17 protein-coding genes are annotated in these 15,383 nt (G+C 63.8%); 9 read left to right on the plus strand and 8 right to left on the minus strand.

The window, feature by feature from the left end:
- Positions 1 to 10: 10 nt before the first annotated feature.
- From AC1DWF_RS07755 to hemC, 3 genes are all read right to left on the minus strand, one after another.
- Positions 11 to 1,381: a COG4223 family protein gene (locus AC1DWF_RS07755; protein WP_476841570.1), complete on the minus strand. Its 1,371-nt coding sequence runs from the start codon at positions 1,379 to 1,381 to the stop codon at positions 11 to 13.
- Between the two features lie 121 nt (positions 1,382 to 1,502).
- Complete coding sequence (locus AC1DWF_RS07760; protein ID WP_476781955.1) at positions 1,503 to 2,219, minus strand: uroporphyrinogen-III synthase; 717 nt, start codon at positions 2,217 to 2,219, stop codon at positions 1,503 to 1,505.
- On the minus strand, positions 2,220 to 3,149 hold the full coding sequence (gene hemC / locus AC1DWF_RS07765) for a hydroxymethylbilane synthase (RefSeq protein ID WP_476781956.1): 930 nt from the start codon (positions 3,147 to 3,149) through the stop codon (positions 2,220 to 2,222). It abuts the gene before it with no gap.
- Between the two features lie 98 nt (positions 3,150 to 3,247).
- Between hemC and tsaD the strand changes: the two genes are divergently transcribed.
- Genes tsaD through AC1DWF_RS07790 form a run of 5 tightly spaced genes read left to right on the plus strand, consistent with a single transcriptional unit; the run spans position 3,248 to position 6,773 of the window.
- Positions 3,248 to 4,333: a tRNA (adenosine(37)-N6)-threonylcarbamoyltransferase complex transferase subunit TsaD gene (tsaD, locus tag AC1DWF_RS07770; RefSeq protein WP_476781970.1), complete on the plus strand. Its 1,086-nt coding sequence runs from the start codon at positions 3,248 to 3,250 to the stop codon at positions 4,331 to 4,333.
- Positions 4,330 to 5,313, plus strand: coding sequence for an NAD(P)H-dependent glycerol-3-phosphate dehydrogenase (locus tag AC1DWF_RS07775; RefSeq protein WP_476781957.1), 984 nt, complete (start codon positions 4,330 to 4,332; stop codon positions 5,311 to 5,313). The genes tsaD and AC1DWF_RS07775 overlap by 4 nt, the downstream gene beginning before the upstream one ends.
- Before the next feature lie 28 nt (positions 5,314 to 5,341).
- Entirely contained in the window at positions 5,342 to 5,638 is a 297-nt protein-coding gene (locus AC1DWF_RS07780; protein ID WP_476781958.1) for a YciI-like protein, read from the plus strand.
- Positions 5,639 to 5,670: 32 nt separating this feature from the next.
- A complete protein-coding gene (locus AC1DWF_RS07785) occupies positions 5,671 to 6,105 on the plus strand; it encodes an EVE domain-containing protein (protein ID WP_476781959.1) in 435 nt (144 codons plus the stop codon).
- Positions 6,060 to 6,773: a class I SAM-dependent methyltransferase gene (locus AC1DWF_RS07790; protein WP_476841571.1), complete on the plus strand. Its 714-nt coding sequence runs from the start codon at positions 6,060 to 6,062 to the stop codon at positions 6,771 to 6,773. Before AC1DWF_RS07785 ends, AC1DWF_RS07790 begins: the two co-directional genes overlap by 46 nt.
- On the opposite strand, the gene gcvA is transcribed toward AC1DWF_RS07790, so the two are convergent.
- Positions 6,774 to 7,691, minus strand: coding sequence for a transcriptional regulator GcvA (gcvA, locus tag AC1DWF_RS07795; protein WP_476781961.1), 918 nt, complete (start codon positions 7,689 to 7,691; stop codon positions 6,774 to 6,776).
- 134 nt (positions 7,692 to 7,825) lie between these two features.
- Here gcvA and AC1DWF_RS07800 point away from each other — a divergent pair, with 134 nt between their 5' ends.
- Positions 7,826 to 8,074, plus strand: coding sequence for a hypothetical protein (locus AC1DWF_RS07800; protein ID WP_476781962.1), 249 nt, complete (start codon positions 7,826 to 7,828; stop codon positions 8,072 to 8,074).
- A 71-nt stretch (positions 8,075 to 8,145) separates the two neighbouring features.
- Here AC1DWF_RS07800 and AC1DWF_RS07805 read toward each other — a convergent pair whose 3' ends face one another.
- Positions 8,146 to 8,676 carry a L,D-transpeptidase family protein gene (locus AC1DWF_RS07805; RefSeq protein WP_476781963.1) on the minus strand — a complete coding sequence of 177 codons (531 nt, stop codon included), beginning with the start codon at positions 8,674 to 8,676 and terminating at the stop codon, positions 8,146 to 8,148.
- Positions 8,677 to 8,822: 146 nt separating this feature from the next.
- Between AC1DWF_RS07805 and AC1DWF_RS07810 the strand changes: the two genes are divergently transcribed.
- Both AC1DWF_RS07810 and AC1DWF_RS07815 read left to right on the plus strand, forming a co-directional pair.
- Positions 8,823 to 9,506, plus strand: a complete 684-nt coding sequence (locus tag AC1DWF_RS07810) for a response regulator transcription factor (protein WP_476781964.1) — start codon at positions 8,823 to 8,825, stop codon at positions 9,504 to 9,506.
- Between the two features lie 70 nt (positions 9,507 to 9,576).
- Positions 9,577 to 10,032: a cyclic nucleotide-binding domain-containing protein gene (locus tag AC1DWF_RS07815; RefSeq protein ID WP_476781965.1), complete on the plus strand. Its 456-nt coding sequence runs from the start codon at positions 9,577 to 9,579 to the stop codon at positions 10,030 to 10,032.
- 184 nt (positions 10,033 to 10,216) lie between these two features.
- Here AC1DWF_RS07815 and xth read toward each other — a convergent pair whose 3' ends face one another.
- The 3 genes from xth to AC1DWF_RS07830 all read right to left on the minus strand — a co-directional run bounded on the left by xth (position 10,217) and on the right by AC1DWF_RS07830 (position 14,653).
- Positions 10,217 to 11,023 carry an exodeoxyribonuclease III gene (gene xth, locus AC1DWF_RS07820; protein ID WP_476781966.1) on the minus strand — a complete coding sequence of 269 codons (807 nt, stop codon included), beginning with the start codon at positions 11,021 to 11,023 and terminating at the stop codon, positions 10,217 to 10,219.
- 177 nt (positions 11,024 to 11,200) lie between these two features.
- Complete coding sequence (locus tag AC1DWF_RS07825; protein ID WP_476781967.1) at positions 11,201 to 11,878, minus strand: outer membrane lipoprotein carrier protein LolA; 678 nt, start codon at positions 11,876 to 11,878, stop codon at positions 11,201 to 11,203.
- A gap of 117 nt (positions 11,879 to 11,995) precedes the next feature.
- Entirely contained in the window at positions 11,996 to 14,653 is a 2,658-nt protein-coding gene (locus AC1DWF_RS07830) for a DNA translocase FtsK (RefSeq protein WP_476841572.1), read from the minus strand.
- A 277-nt stretch (positions 14,654 to 14,930) separates the two neighbouring features.
- Between AC1DWF_RS07830 and AC1DWF_RS07835 the strand changes: the two genes are divergently transcribed.
- Positions 14,931 to 15,350 carry a hypothetical protein gene (locus tag AC1DWF_RS07835; protein WP_476782114.1) on the plus strand — a complete coding sequence of 140 codons (420 nt, stop codon included), beginning with the start codon at positions 14,931 to 14,933 and terminating at the stop codon, positions 15,348 to 15,350.
- The last annotated feature ends 33 nt before the right edge of the window (positions 15,351 to 15,383 follow it).

Below are 15,383 nucleotides of genomic sequence, written 5' to 3' on the forward strand. Positions count from 1 at the left end.
CTGGTGCCCCTCATGCCTTCATCGCGCCGGCGACGAGCTTGTCGACCAGCGTTTCGACGTCCAGCCGCGCCTTGAGCTTGGCGATGAAGTCCGCGCCTGCGGCTTTCGCCGTCTCCGGCAGCGTGTCGTATTCGGCGAGCGCCTTGGCGAAATCGCCCTGGTTGACCGCCACTTCCAGGCGCGCCACCGTTTCCGGTACGCCAGCGCCCTCGACGGCACCGATCGGCCGCACCTGCACCAGCTGCTCGGCGCTCGAAACCAGCCGCTCGAAGATGCCGGCGTTCTCGTTGACCGGCTTGGCCGCCGCGATCATCGCATTGGCCGCCGCATCGGTCGCAGCCACGATCTCGGCGCGTGTCGGAACGCCCTTTTCGGCTTGCGCCCTGAGTGCCRCCAGTTCGGGCGCGTCGGGCGAAATGGCAGCGAAAGTTTCGAGTTCGGCACCAAAGCCCGCCCCGCGCTCGACCGCCGCCTTGAGCGCCGATGCGGCAATCGCCATCGCGATCTTGGGCTGCGACGCCTGCGCCTCGACCTTGGTAGCAAGCGAAGAAACCGACTGCTCCAGCGTCGCGATCTTGCCATCGTCGACCGTCGTTGCCTCGCCTGTTGCCTTGATGGCTGCGTCGAGGGCGGCGATGCGCTCGTTCAGCGCCGTGAATTCGGAAGCCGGCGCCCCATCCTGGCTCAGCGACGAAACAGTGGTTTCGATCTGCTTGATGCGCCCGTCGAGCCCGGCAAGCGCGTCGCTCGATCCGGCCTGGCCGGTTGTCGATTTCAGGGCCTCGACTTCGGTTTTCACCTGGCCGACTTCGGTCTTGAGCCCGTCAAGCTCGCCCTTGAGTTCGCTGCCAACGCTCGAAGCGCCGAGATCGGCAATTTGTGACTTCAGCGAGGCGATTTCGCTTTGCATCTGCTCGCCGCCGCCAGCCGGCCCAGTTGCGCCACCGGGCGCGCCAAGCACGCCGGCATATTGCAGCCCGCCCGCCACCAGAAGGGCGATCAGGCCACCAGCCAGGCCGGGCAACATGCCTGAAGTGGACTGCCGCGGCGCCGGCGCAGGTGACGCCGCGCGTGAGGTGCTTGAACTGCTGGCGCTCGACGACGATTTCGGCGCTTCGGCCTCAGGCTGTCGCGTCGGCTGTGCATTGTCGAAACTGTAGTCGTAGGATGCGTATCCCGCATCGACCTTGGCAGCCGTCTCRCTGGATTCCGGCTTTGCCGTCTTGTCCAATGCCTCCTCGCCCATCGCTTCCGAAACGGGCTCGTGCACGGCTTCCGCCTTGGCTGCGTCTTCGACGCGCGAAACCGCGCCCGGCTCCAGCTCGATGGTCACCGGGTCGCGATGCGTCTTTGAGTGGCGCGTATTCGGCGTCTTGACCATGCTTGGGGCTCCGCGATTTCATTGGCACAGGTCCCGCAAGCGGTGCGGGGTCGAAGATCAAAATCAGTAACACCCACCGTCCCGCGAAAAAAGGCCGCGTGATGGCGCAGTCACTCCAACGTCAATCCGGCTCACCGAGAAGATCAAGCAGCGCATCCTCGTTGGGATCCGGCGCAACCGCGACGCGCAGGCCCTCGACCAGCGCCGAGGCGATGCGCCCGGACAGGCAAAAACAGGTTGCGCCGCGCATCAGCAGATCAGCCTCCGCATGCATTTCCATCAAGGTGCCGAAGGCCGCGGCCGAGCGCGCCGAATAGAGCAGCACCGCGTCGATAGGTTGCCCGCCAAGCTGTTGGCGCACGAAAATCGGATCAGGTGCCAGCGCGATCGTGTCGTAGGTCTCGATCGGCACCACCTTGGTACCATTCAAACCGAGGCGGCGTTCGAACTCCGGCATCCGCACGCGACCGCAGAGATAGGCAAGCGTGGCCGTCCCAAGTTCGATTGCAATCATGTCGGCAAGGGCGGCGGCATCGCCAGGGCCTTCGTTGACGGAGAAAAATCCGGCTTTGCGCGCGCTCTCAGCGGTCCGTACGCCCACTGCATGGCATGGCAGTTGCCGCAGCCGCTCGATCAGCCCGCTTGGCGCGTGGCGCAACGCATTGGCGCTGGTCACAGCCACTGCCGTCGCATCGGTTGGAACGCTTCCGCGCACAACCGGCAAGGCGCGCGTTTCGGATAATGGCAGAAGCACCGGCTCGAAGCCGAGCGCTTCAAGGCGCCGCGCGGTGCGGGTGGCGCCGGGATCCGGCCTCGTCACCAGCACACGGCGTGCCATCTAGCTCCACCCCTCGAAGAATTTTTCGCCGGCTCGCGCCCTGACGTCTTCACCGGCCTTCCGGCCAATCGTTGCCGCATCGGCTGCAACGCCCTCGGCCCTGGCTTCGTGCCACAAGGTACCATCCGGCGTCAGGATCAGGCCGGAAAATGACAGCCTGTCGCCATCGATCACAGCGTATCCGGCAATCGGTGTCCGGCACGAGCCGTCGAGTGCGGCGAGAAACGCCCGTTCGCAAGCCAGCGCCTGTCCGGTTGGCCTATGGTCGATTGCCGAAAGCTTGTCGGTGACATCTGTGTCGCCGATGCGGCTTTCGATGCAGATCGCGCCTTGCCCCGGTGCTGGCGGGAAAACGTCCAGCGGCATCAGGTCGGTGATGATTTCGGCAAGTCCGAGACGCCGCAGGCCGGCATTGGCAAGGATGGTGCCCTGCGCCACGCCTTCGTCGAGCTTGCGCAGGCGCGTCTGCACATTGCCGCGAAACATCACGACGTTAAGGTCGGGCCGCATGCGCCGGATCAGCGCCTGGCGGCGGAGCGACGACGAGCCGACGACAGCACCTTCAGGCAGTTCCATGATCTTGGGCGCGGCGCGGCCGATGAACGCATCGCGCGGATCCTCGCGCGGCAAGAACGCCGACAGTTCGAGTCCGTCGGGCAACTGCGTCGGCATGTCCTTGGACGAATGCACGGCGAAGTCGATCTCGCCCGAATAAAGTGCCTCTTCCAGCTCCTTGGTGAACAAGCCCTTGCCGCCGGCCAGCGACAGCGGCCGGTCCTGGATGCGGTCGCCGCTGGTCGAAATCGTCACGATCTCGAACGCTTCTTCCGGCAAGGCGTGCGCCGCCATCAGCCGCGCCCGCGTCTCATGCGCTTGCGCGAGCGCCAGCAGGCTGCCGCGTGTTCCGATTCTCAAGGCTCTTGTTTGCATAGCGCTTGGTCCGTGATAACCCCGCGCTGGCGGGGCGGTCCCGTACCTCCTATCTAGGAATTTACCACCGGGCAATCATGCAGGGTAGCGACCAATTGATCCGTGTTCTGGGCATCGAGACGAGCTGCGACGAAACCGCGGCCAGCGTCGTTGCGCTCGAAGCAGGCAAAGCGCCGCGCATTCTGTCGAGCACTGTCTTCAGCCAGATCGAGGAACATGCGGCCTTTGGCGGCGTCGTTCCGGAAATCGCCGCGCGCGCCCATGTCGAAGCGCTCGACGGCATTGTCGAGGCAGCGCTTGAGGATTCGGGCCTGTCGCTTGCCGACATCGACGCGATCGCCGCGACCGCCGGCCCCGGCCTCGTCGGCGGGCTGATCGTTGGACTCATGACGGCCAAGGCGATTGCCGCTGCCGCCGGCAAGCCGCTGATTGCCATCAACCATCTCGAAGGCCATGCGCTGACCGCGCGGCTGACCGACGGGCTCGACTTCCCCTATCTGCTCTTGCTGGTCTCCGGCGGCCACACCCAGATCGTTCTGGTCAAGGGTGTTGGCGACTATCAACGCTGGGCCACCACCATCGACGATGCGCTTGGCGAAGCATTCGACAAGACCGCCAAGATGTTGGCCCTGCCCTATCCCGGCGGACCCAATGTCGAAAAGGCTGCACAGTCGGGCGATGCCACCCGCTTCGTCTTCCCGCGCCCGATGAAGGGCTCGGCTCAACCCGATTTCTCGTTCTCCGGCCTCAAGACCGCCGTGCGCCAGGCAGCGACTGCCGTGGCACCTCTAAGCGATCAGGATGTCGCCGATATCTGCGCTTCGTTCCAGGCGGCCGTAGCCGATGCACTCGGCGACCGCGTCAAGCGCGCACTGGCGCGTTTCCGCGACGAATTCCCTGACAGCAAAGCACCGGCCCTCGTCGTTGCCGGCGGTGTCGCCGCCAACAAGCAGATCCGCGCCTTGCTGGAAAAGCTCTGCGCCGACAACGGCTTCGGCTTTGTCGCGCCGCCCATGGCGCTGTGCACCGACAATGCCGCCATGATCGCCTGGGCCGGTATCGAGCGGCTGCGCGCCAATCTCGTTGAACCAGACGCATTCGATTTTGTGCCGCGCTCGCGCTGGCCGCTGGACAGCGTCTCAGCACCCGTGGTCGGCTCCGGCAGGCGGGGAGCCAAGGCATGAGCGCATACAAGGTCACCGTTCTCGGCGGCGGCGCCTGGGGCACGGCCCTGGCGCTCGCCATGCTGCACGCGGGCCATGCCGTCACCTTGTGGGCCCGCGACAGCGAAAGCGTCGAAGCCATTCGCAGCGGAACCAACCCCCGCTATCTCCCCGGCATCACGTTTGAGACCGGCATCGCCACCACCACCGACCTCGCCGTGGCCCTTGCCGGCACTGACTGCGTGCTGGTCGTCACCCCGGCGCAGGCACTGCGTGCCGTGCTGACCCAGGTCAAGCCGCATGTCACAGCCCACGTGCCTCTGGTGCTTTGCGCCAAGGGCATCGAGCGCGATACCGGCAGGCTCCTGTCGGCCATCGCCACGGAGATTTTGCCCGAAAACCCGGTCGCCGCACTGTCCGGCCCAAGCTTCGCCACCGACGTGGCGCGGGGCCTGCCGACTGCAGTTGTCGTTGCTTCGGAAGACGAAGCCCGGGCCTCGGCACTCGCCTTGCGCTTTTCCGCCGCCAATCTGCGCTGCTATTCGACCGACGACCTGATCGGCGTCGAGATCGGCGGCGCGCTGAAGAATGTCTTCGCCATCGCCGCCGGTGCCGTCACCGGCGCTGGCCTCGGCGCCAGCGCACAGGCAGCGCTTGTCACGCGCGGCTTCGTCGAGTTGCGCCGCATCGGTGCGGCTTTCGGCGCCCGTCCGGAAACGCTGATGGGCTTGTCCGGCCTCGGCGACCTGATGCTGACCTGCTCGTCGGTACAATCGCGCAACTTCGCTTATGGCGTGGCGCTCGGCAAAGGCGAGGAACTTTCCGGCCGGCCGCTCGCCGAAGGCGTCGCCACGGCCTACATCGCCGCGCGCCTGACCCGCGAGCGCGGCATCGACGCGCCGATCGTCGAAGCGGTCGCTGCCCTGCTCGATCGCGCCATCACCATCAATGAGGCCGTCGCCGGCCTGATGACCAGGCCGCTGCGCGCCGAAGCCGACTGAACTCCTGAACCAAAGAGGATATGCAAACATGCTTTTCGCACTGATCTGCAAGGACAAGCCGGGCCGTCTTCAGGTTCGCCTCGACGCGCGTCCCGATCACGTCGCCTTCCTCAACGATTTGAACGCCAAGGGCGCCCTCAAATTCGCCGGCCCCTTCCTTGACGCCGACGGCAAGCCGGACGGTTCCCTCGTGGTCATCGAGGCCGCCGATACATCATCAGCCCAGGCGATCGCCGACGCCGATCCCTACGCCAAGGCCGGGCTGTTTGAGAACGTCCAGATCCGGCCGTGGAACTGGGTGTTCAACAATCCGGCCAGCGCCTGATTCCAGCCGAGCAGATCGAGGGGACGCAACGAATGAGCGACAAGAATTACTGGCTGTTCAAATCCGAGCCGTTCAAATTCTCCTGGGAGATGCTGAAGGCCAAGGGCAAGGAAGGCACGCAATGGGACGGCGTGCGCAATTATCTCGCGCGCAACAACATGCGCGCCATGCAGATTGGCGATCTCGGCTTTTTCTACCACTCCAATGAGGGGCTGGAGGTCGTCGGCATCGCCGAAGTCTGCGCGCTGGCGCATCACGACACCACCACCGACGATCCACGCTGGGAATGCGTCGACATCCGCTACCACAGCGAGATTCCTCAGTCCGTCACCCTCGTCGACGTCAAGGCCAATCCGGCACTTGAGAAGATGGCACTGGTCACCTCGATGCGTCTTTCCGTCCAACCGGTGACACCGGACGAATGGCAGGAAGTCTGCCGCATGGCCGGGCTCAACAAGGCGCCGTGACGACAGGTTCCGTGGCAAAACTCACACCCGAGAGCGCGGAAAACTTCATCCGCGCCAACACGGCACTGATGCGGCCGCCGCATGTGCCCGAAGTCGCGCTCTATCTCGCCGACGAGGCGCATGATCTCTGGCATCGCACCGAAGAACAGCTGGCCGAGATCGGCCTGCCGCCGCCCTTCTGGGCCTTTGMCTGGGCCGGCGGACAAGGGCTGGCGCGTTATGTGCTCGACCATCCTGATACAGTTGCCGGCAAGCGCGTGCTGGATTTCGCTTCCGGCTCCGGTCTTGTCGCCATCGCCGCCATGCAGGCGGGTGCTGCTTCAGTCGTCGGCGCCGACATCGACCCATTCTGCGAAGAAGCGATCCGGCTCAATGCCGATGCCAACGCGGTTGACGTCCATTTCATTGGCGCCGACCAGGTCGGGCGCGACGATGGCTGGGACGTCGTGCTCGCCGGCGATGTCTTTTACGAAAAGCCCTTCGCCGACCGTCTCATACCGTGGTTTTCGGCCCTGCGCCAACGCGGCGCTGACGTGCTCGTCGGCGACCCCGGCCGCTCCTACCTGCCCAAGGAACGTCTGGAAAAGCTCGCCACCTATGAGGTGCCGGTCACCCGCGCGCTCGAGGACGCCGAGGTCAAGCGCACCACCGTCTGGCGCTTCGCCTGACTAAGTCTGCGTCTGCGCCGCCTCTTCCAAAATCCATTCCCGGAACGCGACAATCCGCGGATCTTCGGCAGTCGCCTTGGGATAGACAAGGAAATAGGCGAACTCGCGCGACACCTTGATGCCCAGTTCAAACGGCCGCACCAGCCGCCCCTCTGACAGGTCATTGGCGACCATGGCGAAATCGGCAAGCGCTACCGCACTGCCGTCGATCGCCACCTGCACTGCGTCGGACGAATTGGTGAAGACGATCGAGCGGCTGTCGTCGAAATCGTCGACGCCGGCGGCCGCCATCCACATGCGCCAGTTCGGCCAGGTCACGCCTTGCTGCGACCATTCGATGTGGACGAGCGTGTGGTGGAACAGGTCGCGCGGCACGCGCAGCGGCGGCCCCGACGCCAGCAGCTTGGGGCTGCACACCGGGATGATCATGTTGTCGAACAACCGCTCGGCGACGAGGCCCGGATACTTGCCCATGCCAAAGCGGATGCCGACATCGACGTCGTCGAGATCGAAGTCGCGCACGTCGTAGCTGATGTCGAAACGCAGATCGATATCGGGATGCAGCTTGCGGAAACCATCGACGCGCCGCATCAGCCACTTGCCGGCGAATTGCGCGTCGAGCGTAACCTTCAGCTGCGCGGTCCCGCGCGTCAGTTTTCGCGCCTTGGAGACGGCCCGGTTGAGCAGCTCGATGGCATCCGACGAGGCATCGCACAGCGCCGCCCCCGCCTCGGTCAGCCGAATGCTTCTGCTGGTGCGGGTGAACAGCACGACGCCGAGCTGATCCTCGATTTCCTTGATCTGATGGCTGACCGCCGCCGGCGTCAGGCCGAGTTCGTCGGCGGCACGCGTGAAATTCAGATGCCGACCGGCAGCCTCCAGCGTCCGCAGTGCACGTGTCCCGGGTACGAAGCGCATCGATGGATCTTCAAGCTGAATTTGATGATTGAGAAAGAACTACTCGTTTCTCTTTTGTCTTTCAACGCCACATCATGGGACCAGTTAGAGCAATGTCAAACCGGATTTGATATCCGGACGAAACGGACCACACCATGTCGACCGATATCCTGAAAACCCCATACGTCCAGCCGGCCCGGCTGCAGCCGGTCATGGATTGGTTCCGCCAGATGAAGGCAGCCCTCAACGTGCCCGCCCAGGATTTCGGCTGCCTGACCGAACACTATCGCCGCGACACCGGCATCCCTTGCAAGGATATCGCGAAGGCAGTCGACGCCGATCTAGGCCGGCTCGGGCTGCTCGATATCGGCTGGCAACAGCCGCGCCGCCACGACCACCGTTGAACTGATCTCCCAAGCTCACTCTGGGAGCACACTCGGCCCGAAGATAGTCTCCCATCTTCGGGCCGCTTTCTTCAGCGCACCACTTTCAGCACCGTGCGGTTCGAAAGATGCGGCAATAGCCGCGCCATCACGCGTGCCGTCACCGCCACGCAGCCTTGCGTCGGGCTGAAACCCGGCCGCGCCAGGTGAAAGAAGATGGCGCTGCCGCGTCCGCGCCGTCGCGGCCGGATGTTCCAGTCGAGCACGATGCAGGCATCGTAGAGCCGGTCGTCGCGCTTCATCCGCTCATGGCTCGCGCCATAAGGGATCTTCACCGGCCTGTTATAGTTGCGGTCCTCAGGCACTTCGCACCAGCCGAGATCAGGCGCGATCGCGCGCATGGCAAGCCGCGTCTGGCCCGCTGCGAAATGATCCCGCCGGAAATAGCCCGACAAAAGACGCATCGTCGCGAGCGGCGTCGCGCCATCGCCTTCGCGTTTGTCGGCCGAAATGCCGCCACTCCCCAGCGCACAAGGAAACACCGTTGCACCCACTTGCAGCAGGCCCTTGGTCGGGTCGCCGGGTTTGGCCCTTACGACGATTGTGGAAATGCCCTTGCGCAAAAATTCATCCGCCCCAATTACGCCTTTGATTTTTCTTGTATGATCGCATCGCGGAACAAATCACCCGGTCAATGGTTGTCGCAGTCAGCTTCCGCATCCATAGTCTGTGGTCAACAGAATTTTGATTTTAAAACAACGGATGCTCCATGACCTCACGCACCATCCTCATTGTCGACGATGACGACGATCTGCGCGGCACGCTTGTCGAGCAGCTCGCGCTCTATGAGGAGTTCGAAGTCCTGGAGGAGGCCTCGGCCACCAAGGGCGTCAACGCAGCGCGCGCTGGCCTCATCGACCTGCTCATCATGGATGTCGGCCTGCCCGACATGGATGGCCGCGAGGCGGTGAAGATCCTGCGCAAGGGCGGCTACAAGGCGCCCATCATCATGCTGACCGGCCACGACACCGATTCGGACACGATCCTCGGTCTCGAGGCCGGCGCCAACGACTATGTCACCAAGCCGTTCCGCTTCGCCGTCCTGCTCGCGCGCATCCGCGCCCAGCTGCGCCAGCACGAACAGAGCGAGGATGCCACCTTCGCCGTCGGGCCCTACACCTTCAAGCCGAGCCAGAAGCTTCTCATCGACGCGCGCGGCGGCAAGGTCAGGCTCACCGAAAAGGAGGCCTCGATCATCAAATATCTCTACCGGGCCGACCAGAAGGTGGTCACCCGCGACGTACTTCTCGAAGAGGTTTGGGGCTACAATTCAGGTGTCACGACGCACACGTTGGAAACGCATGTGTACCGTCTTCGCCAGAAGATCGAGCGCGATCCTTCCAATGCGGAAATTCTTGTGACAGAAAGCGGCGGATACAAGCTGGTCCCCTGACTGGTTTACCCGGCGAGTGGGGCCGCCGGCTAACGACAAGGGGGAGCCGGTCTGAGAAGTCGGGGACATAATGGCGCTGGATGACGACATCCGCATCCTGTCCGGCGTGAGGCTATTTGAGGGCTTCACACAAGAACAGCTGCGTTTGCTGGCTTTTGGCGCGGAGAATGTGCATCTCCCCGCCGATCGCAAGCTCTATCGCGAGGATGACGAGGCCGATTCGGCCTATGTCGTCATATCGGGACGAATAGCGCTTTACCGCGAGGTTGACGGACCGCGCGCCGAAGTCGGCTCGGCCGGACCCGGCTCGATGCTCGGCGAACTTGCACTGATCGCCGACACCAGGCGGCTGACCAGTGCGGCAGCGGCCATCGATTCGGAGGTCATCCGCCTCAACCGGAAAATGTTCCACCGCATTTTGGAGGAATATCCCGAGGCCGCCGCCCGGCTGCACCAGCACATCCTCGAAGACCTCCAGGACATGATCGCGCGGATAGAAAGCATGGCCCCGCGATTCGGCAAGTAGCTGCAGTCGGCCGGGCTTCTGGACACGGCAACAGCTTGTGCTCTGGTGCCAACTAAGCCCGTCATTCCCGACCTCGTGAGCGAGTGGAATGAGCGGAGAGTGTCGGGAACCATGCCGCGAAGCTGGCAAGGTCGGGGTAAACCGGCGAAGCCGGCCTGCCCCAACTGCCGGCCGGACCTAAACTTCAGTCCAGATTGAACCTCGCAATCACCGGCACGTGATCCGACGGCCGTTCCCAGCCACGCGCGGCACTCACTATGTCGATGCCGGCGAGATCAGGCGCGAGGTTCGCCGAGGACCAGACATGATCGAGCCGGCGGCCGCGATTGGAAATCTCCCAATCCTTCGCCCTGTAGCTCCACCACGTGTAGATCTTCTGGTCGTCCGGCACATTGAGCCGCATCAGGTCGACCCAGTCGCCGGCCTTGCGCATCGCCTCGAAGCTTTCGGTCTCCACCGGTGTGTGGCTGACGACGTTGCGCAGTTGCTTGTGCGACCACACGTCGTGTTCGAGTGGCGCGATGTTGAGGTCGCCGACCAGCACCGAGGCGGAAGTGTCGTCCTGTTCGGCGCGGATCGCGTTCATCTCGGCGACGAAGTCGAGCTTGTGGCGGAATTTCGGGTTGATCTCCGGATCGGGCTCGTCGCCGCCGGCGGGAACGTAGAAATTGTGCAGCGTCACCTTCTTGCCGCCGGCATCGAAGCGCACCGACAGATGTCGGCTGTCGTCGATCTCGCAGAAGCGGCGTTTCTCCACGATTTCAAGCGGCCGCCGCGCCACCGTGGCGACGCCGTGATACCCCTTCTGGCCATGGATGGCGATGTGTTCGTAGCCGATCTTGCGAAACGCGGCCGACGGAAACTGGTCGTCAGGGCACTTGGTTTCCTGCAGGCACAAGACGTCGGGCGCGTACTCGTTCAACAGCCGCTCGACCAGCGGCATGCGCAGGCGCACGGAATTGATGTTCCAGGTAGCGATGGAAAAGGGCATAGCAGGTTCCGGCAAGACGTTGCGGCGGAAACTGACAGCACGGTCACGCAATGACAAGGCTAGAAGGTGGGCGCGGCCTCACCGGCGCCGCTGTCCACAACTAAGCCGGGCAACGCAGCCGCAAAGACTGTCTCATCCCTCGCCCCTGCTAAGCAGGACAGGGTTGGCGAACAAGGCTCAGTCGTTCTTCTTGTGGGTGTTGAGCTCGCGGTTGAGCTTGTAGTCGATCTTGAACGTGTCGGCGGGAAATGCGCCGCCCTGCTTGACGTTGAACACCATCACGGTGGTGTCCTTGCCCTGCGCGTCCGTGATCGTCCACTGCCTGAGTTCATAGGTCTTGGGATCGAACATCATGGTGATGGTCGAGTTGCCGAACACCTGCCTGTCCGAAAGCTTGATGGTGGTCAGGTCGTCTTCTTCGGTGACGCTCTTGACCTTGTTGCCGCTGAGGTCGATGCGCTCGTCGAGCAAAAGCTTCAGCGGCGTCTTCGACAGCGGATAAAGGTCGGAGGTTCGCATCTTGGAATTCAGGATGACCACCGACTGGCCGTCGGAGATGACCTTGAAGTTGGACGGCGCCTCGTAGTTGAAACGGATCCTGCCCGGGCGTTGCAGGAAGAACTTGCCGCCCGTCTGCTCGCCGCGCGGGCCAAACTGCACGAACTCGCCCGACATCGTGCGCACGCTCGAGAAGTGGTCGGCTATGCGCTGGGCGGCTTCCGATGACTGGGCTTGCGCTTGCGAACTGAGCCCCATCACTGGTGCTGCGGTCAGCGCCATCGCTGCTGCCAGGCCAAGCAGGCGGCGCCGCGTCAGGCCAAAGCCACCCTTGGTGGCAAAAAGATTGTCTGTCATGCCGATAACTCTCGTCTCATTCCAGTTCGGCAACTCTATCGCCGCCCAGTGGGGCTGAAGTTTGACACATGTCCGCGTCACGCCATCAACGCGAAAACGTGATCGCTGGTTCCGTCCTCACATCTTGTCGTCTTCGGTCGGCACCAGGATTTCGCGTTTTCCCGCATGGTTGGCGGCGCCGACGATACCTTCCTTCTCCATCCGCTCGATAATCGAGGCGGCACGGTTGTAGCCGATACCCAGCCGACGCTGGATGTAGCTGGTCGAGGCCTTGCCGTCGCGCAGCACCACGGCCACCGCCTGGTCGTAGGGATCGTCCRATTCCTCGAAGTTGCCGCCGCCGCCATTGCCGCCACCGCCCTTGCCCGACGGCTCGTCATCGTCTTCGCCGTCGTCTTCGGTGATGGCGTCGAGATACTCCGGCACGCCCTGCAGCTTGAGATGGGCGACGACCTTTTCGACCTCCTCGTCAGCAACGAACGGACCGTGGACGCGCTGGATGCGCCCACCGCCGGCCATGTAGAGCATGTCGCCCATGCCAAGCAGCTGCTCGGCACCTTGCTCGCCCAGGATGGTGCGGCTGTCGATCTTCGACGTCACCTGGAACGAGATGCGCGTCGGGAAGTTGGCCTTGATCGTACCGGTGATGACGTCGACCGAGGGACGCTGGGTCGCCATGATGACGTGGATGCCCGCCGCGCGCGCCATCTGAGCCAGGCGCTGGACTGCACCTTCGATATCCTTGCCGGCGACCATCATCAGGTCGGCCATCTCGTCGATGACGACGACAATGTAGGGCAGCGGCGCCAGATCGAGGTTTTCGGTCTCGTAGATCGCCTCGCCGGTCTGGCGGTCGAAGCCGGTCTGCACGGTGCGTGAGATCTGCTCGCCCTTTTTCTCGGCCTGGCTGACGCGGGCGTTGAAGCCGTCGATATTGCGCACGCCGACCTTGGACATCTTGCGGTAGCGGTCTTCCATCTCCCGCACCGTCCACTTCAGCGCCACCACAGCCTTCTTCGGGTCGGTGACGACAGGCGTCAAAAGGTGCGGAATGCCGTCATAGACCGACAGTTCGAGCATCTTCGGATCGATCATGATCAGCCGGCATTCCTGCGGCGTCATGCGATAGAGCAGCGACAGAATCATGGTGTTGATCGCCACCGACTTGCCCGAGCCGGTGGTACCGGCAACGAGCACGTGCGGCATCTTGGCGATGTCGACGATGACCGCCTCGCCATTGATGGTCTTGCCGAGCGCCAGCGCGAGTTTGGCCTTGGTCGTCTCGAAATCGCGGCTCGCCAGTATCTCCCTGAGATAGACGGTCTCGCGCTTGGCATTGGGAAGTTCGATGCCGATGGCATTGCGTCCCGGCACGACAGCGACGCGCGCGGCGATCGCGCTCATCGAACGCGCAATGTCGTCGGCAAGGCCGATGACGCGCGACGACTTGATGCCGGGCGCCGGCTCAAGCTCGTAGAGGGTGACGACCGGACCGGGACGGACATGGATGATCTCGCCCTTGACGCCAAAGTCCTCAAGCACGCCTTCAAGCAGGCGCGCATTCTGTTCGAGCGCGTCCTTCGACAAGGAGGCATCGCGGACCACGTTCTTGGGCTCGGCCAGGAAATGCAGCGACGGCATCTCGAAGGTCTCGGCCCCGATCAGCGTGGTCTGCGCCTCGCGCTGGACGCGGGCGCCTGGAGCCGGTCGGGGTGCGGGTGCTGCAACACGCGCGGCTGGAGAGCCATTCGCCGGCGAGCGGAAATTCTGCACCTGGGCATTGGCACCGCGGCGCGGCTCGGGCGACATGTCCATGTCGTCGTCGCCGAAGACGTCCTGGTCTTCCGGATCGATGGAAACCGAGCGCTCATGCGCCACCATCTGGGCGAAGAACTCGGGCTCGACCCGCGCGCGGCCGCCTGTTGTAACGCGCTGTTCGGCGCGCTCGGCCGATTCGACGCGCTCGGCAGCCTGCCGCCAGGCGCTTTCGCGCTTCACCGGCGGCATGTCGTAGCCCTCCAGCTCTCGGCGCTTGGCGGCGCGGCGGCGCATATAGGCCTTGGCCGACAGCCACCAATGCGTGATCGCTCCGAGCGCCAGCACACCCTCGTTGTCGTCGTCTTCCTCATCGTCGAAGCTGGCGAAATCTTGCTCGCGCATGTCGGGCTTGGGCTTGGGATTGACCACCGCAAAGCCGTTCTCACGCTTCAGCAAGCCGGCACCAAAGGCAAACAGCCAGATCGCCGGGGCGATCAACAGCACGCCTATGACCGTTGCAATCAGTCCGGTCGGATAACCACCGATGAACAGGCCCGGCACCTTGAGCACCATGTCGCCGAACACGCCACCAAGACCGGTCGGCAGTGGCCAGGTTGGCGGCGCGCCGACACAGCCCGCGATTGYCGCGGCAAGGAGTGCCGAGCCAAACCAGACAAGGCCGCGCTTGGGCATGCGGTCGACGCCACGCGCGGTGACAAACAGCACGCCCCAGATCACCGCCGGCATCAGCGCCGCGACCGAGGCCAGGCCGAAGAACTGCATGGCAAGGTCTGCGAACACAGCACCGGGATAACCCATGGCATTGGTGACGGGGCTGTCGGTGGCATGGCTGAAGCTCGGGTCGGCGACATTCCAGGTACCGAGTGCCGCCAGGCCGAAGGCCACGAAGGCGAACAAACCCAGGCCCGCCGCGCGGCCTGCCTGCCGTCGCGCGAATGCCTGAATGCCGTGCCCTGCGTCGGTCAGCGCGAGCGGTGAGGAAACCCCAGAACGCATGCCTCGTCCCCGTCCATTGATGCCGTGGCCCACATGCGAACGCATCGCGGGCAGATTCGGTTGTCAGACTATCGAGGGGAAGGTTAAGGCCGCATTAAGGTTAAGCCATCGTTCATGCACGAGCGTCTGCAGCGACCCGGAACACGCGCAAAACCTCGCCGAGTCACAGCCATCATTGACGCCGGGGTTTTTCCATTGGCAGCGCTATTCGGGCTTGCCCCGGCGCTCGCACCGCCATACCTTCCAATATTAGCAAGAGCTAAGACAGGAGGCGACGATGAAACACCATACCATCGAGCAACTGCAGGCATTCGCTGAAATCCAACCCGCAGCTCCCTATCTGCCCATGACGCGGACCCAGCGCCTCGAACGCTGGGCCCAATTGCTGGAACACCAGCCCGAACGGCGCCTCGGCACGCTTCCGGGCACCGAGTATGCCCCGCGCGCCGAGCGCATGGCGATGCGTGTCACGGGTTCGCCGCTCACCGTGGCATTCGAGGACCCACACTTCCGGTCATCCGGCCTCAATGACGACAGCTACGGCGAAGCCAAACGCTTCTTCGACCTGTCCGACCGGCAGCTGCACAACATCGTTTGCTACTGCCACTTCGGCGAAGCCGTCAGAGGCGCCAGCGCCGCCCGGCGCGTTCGCGCCGCAATGGGCTGGTGGCCACGAATCCAGGCGTTCTTCGCCTGATTGCTACGGGTGTTTGCATAAAAGGAGGCCCGG

It is taken from the genome of Aminobacter sp. P4_D5 (assembly GCF_056401815.1).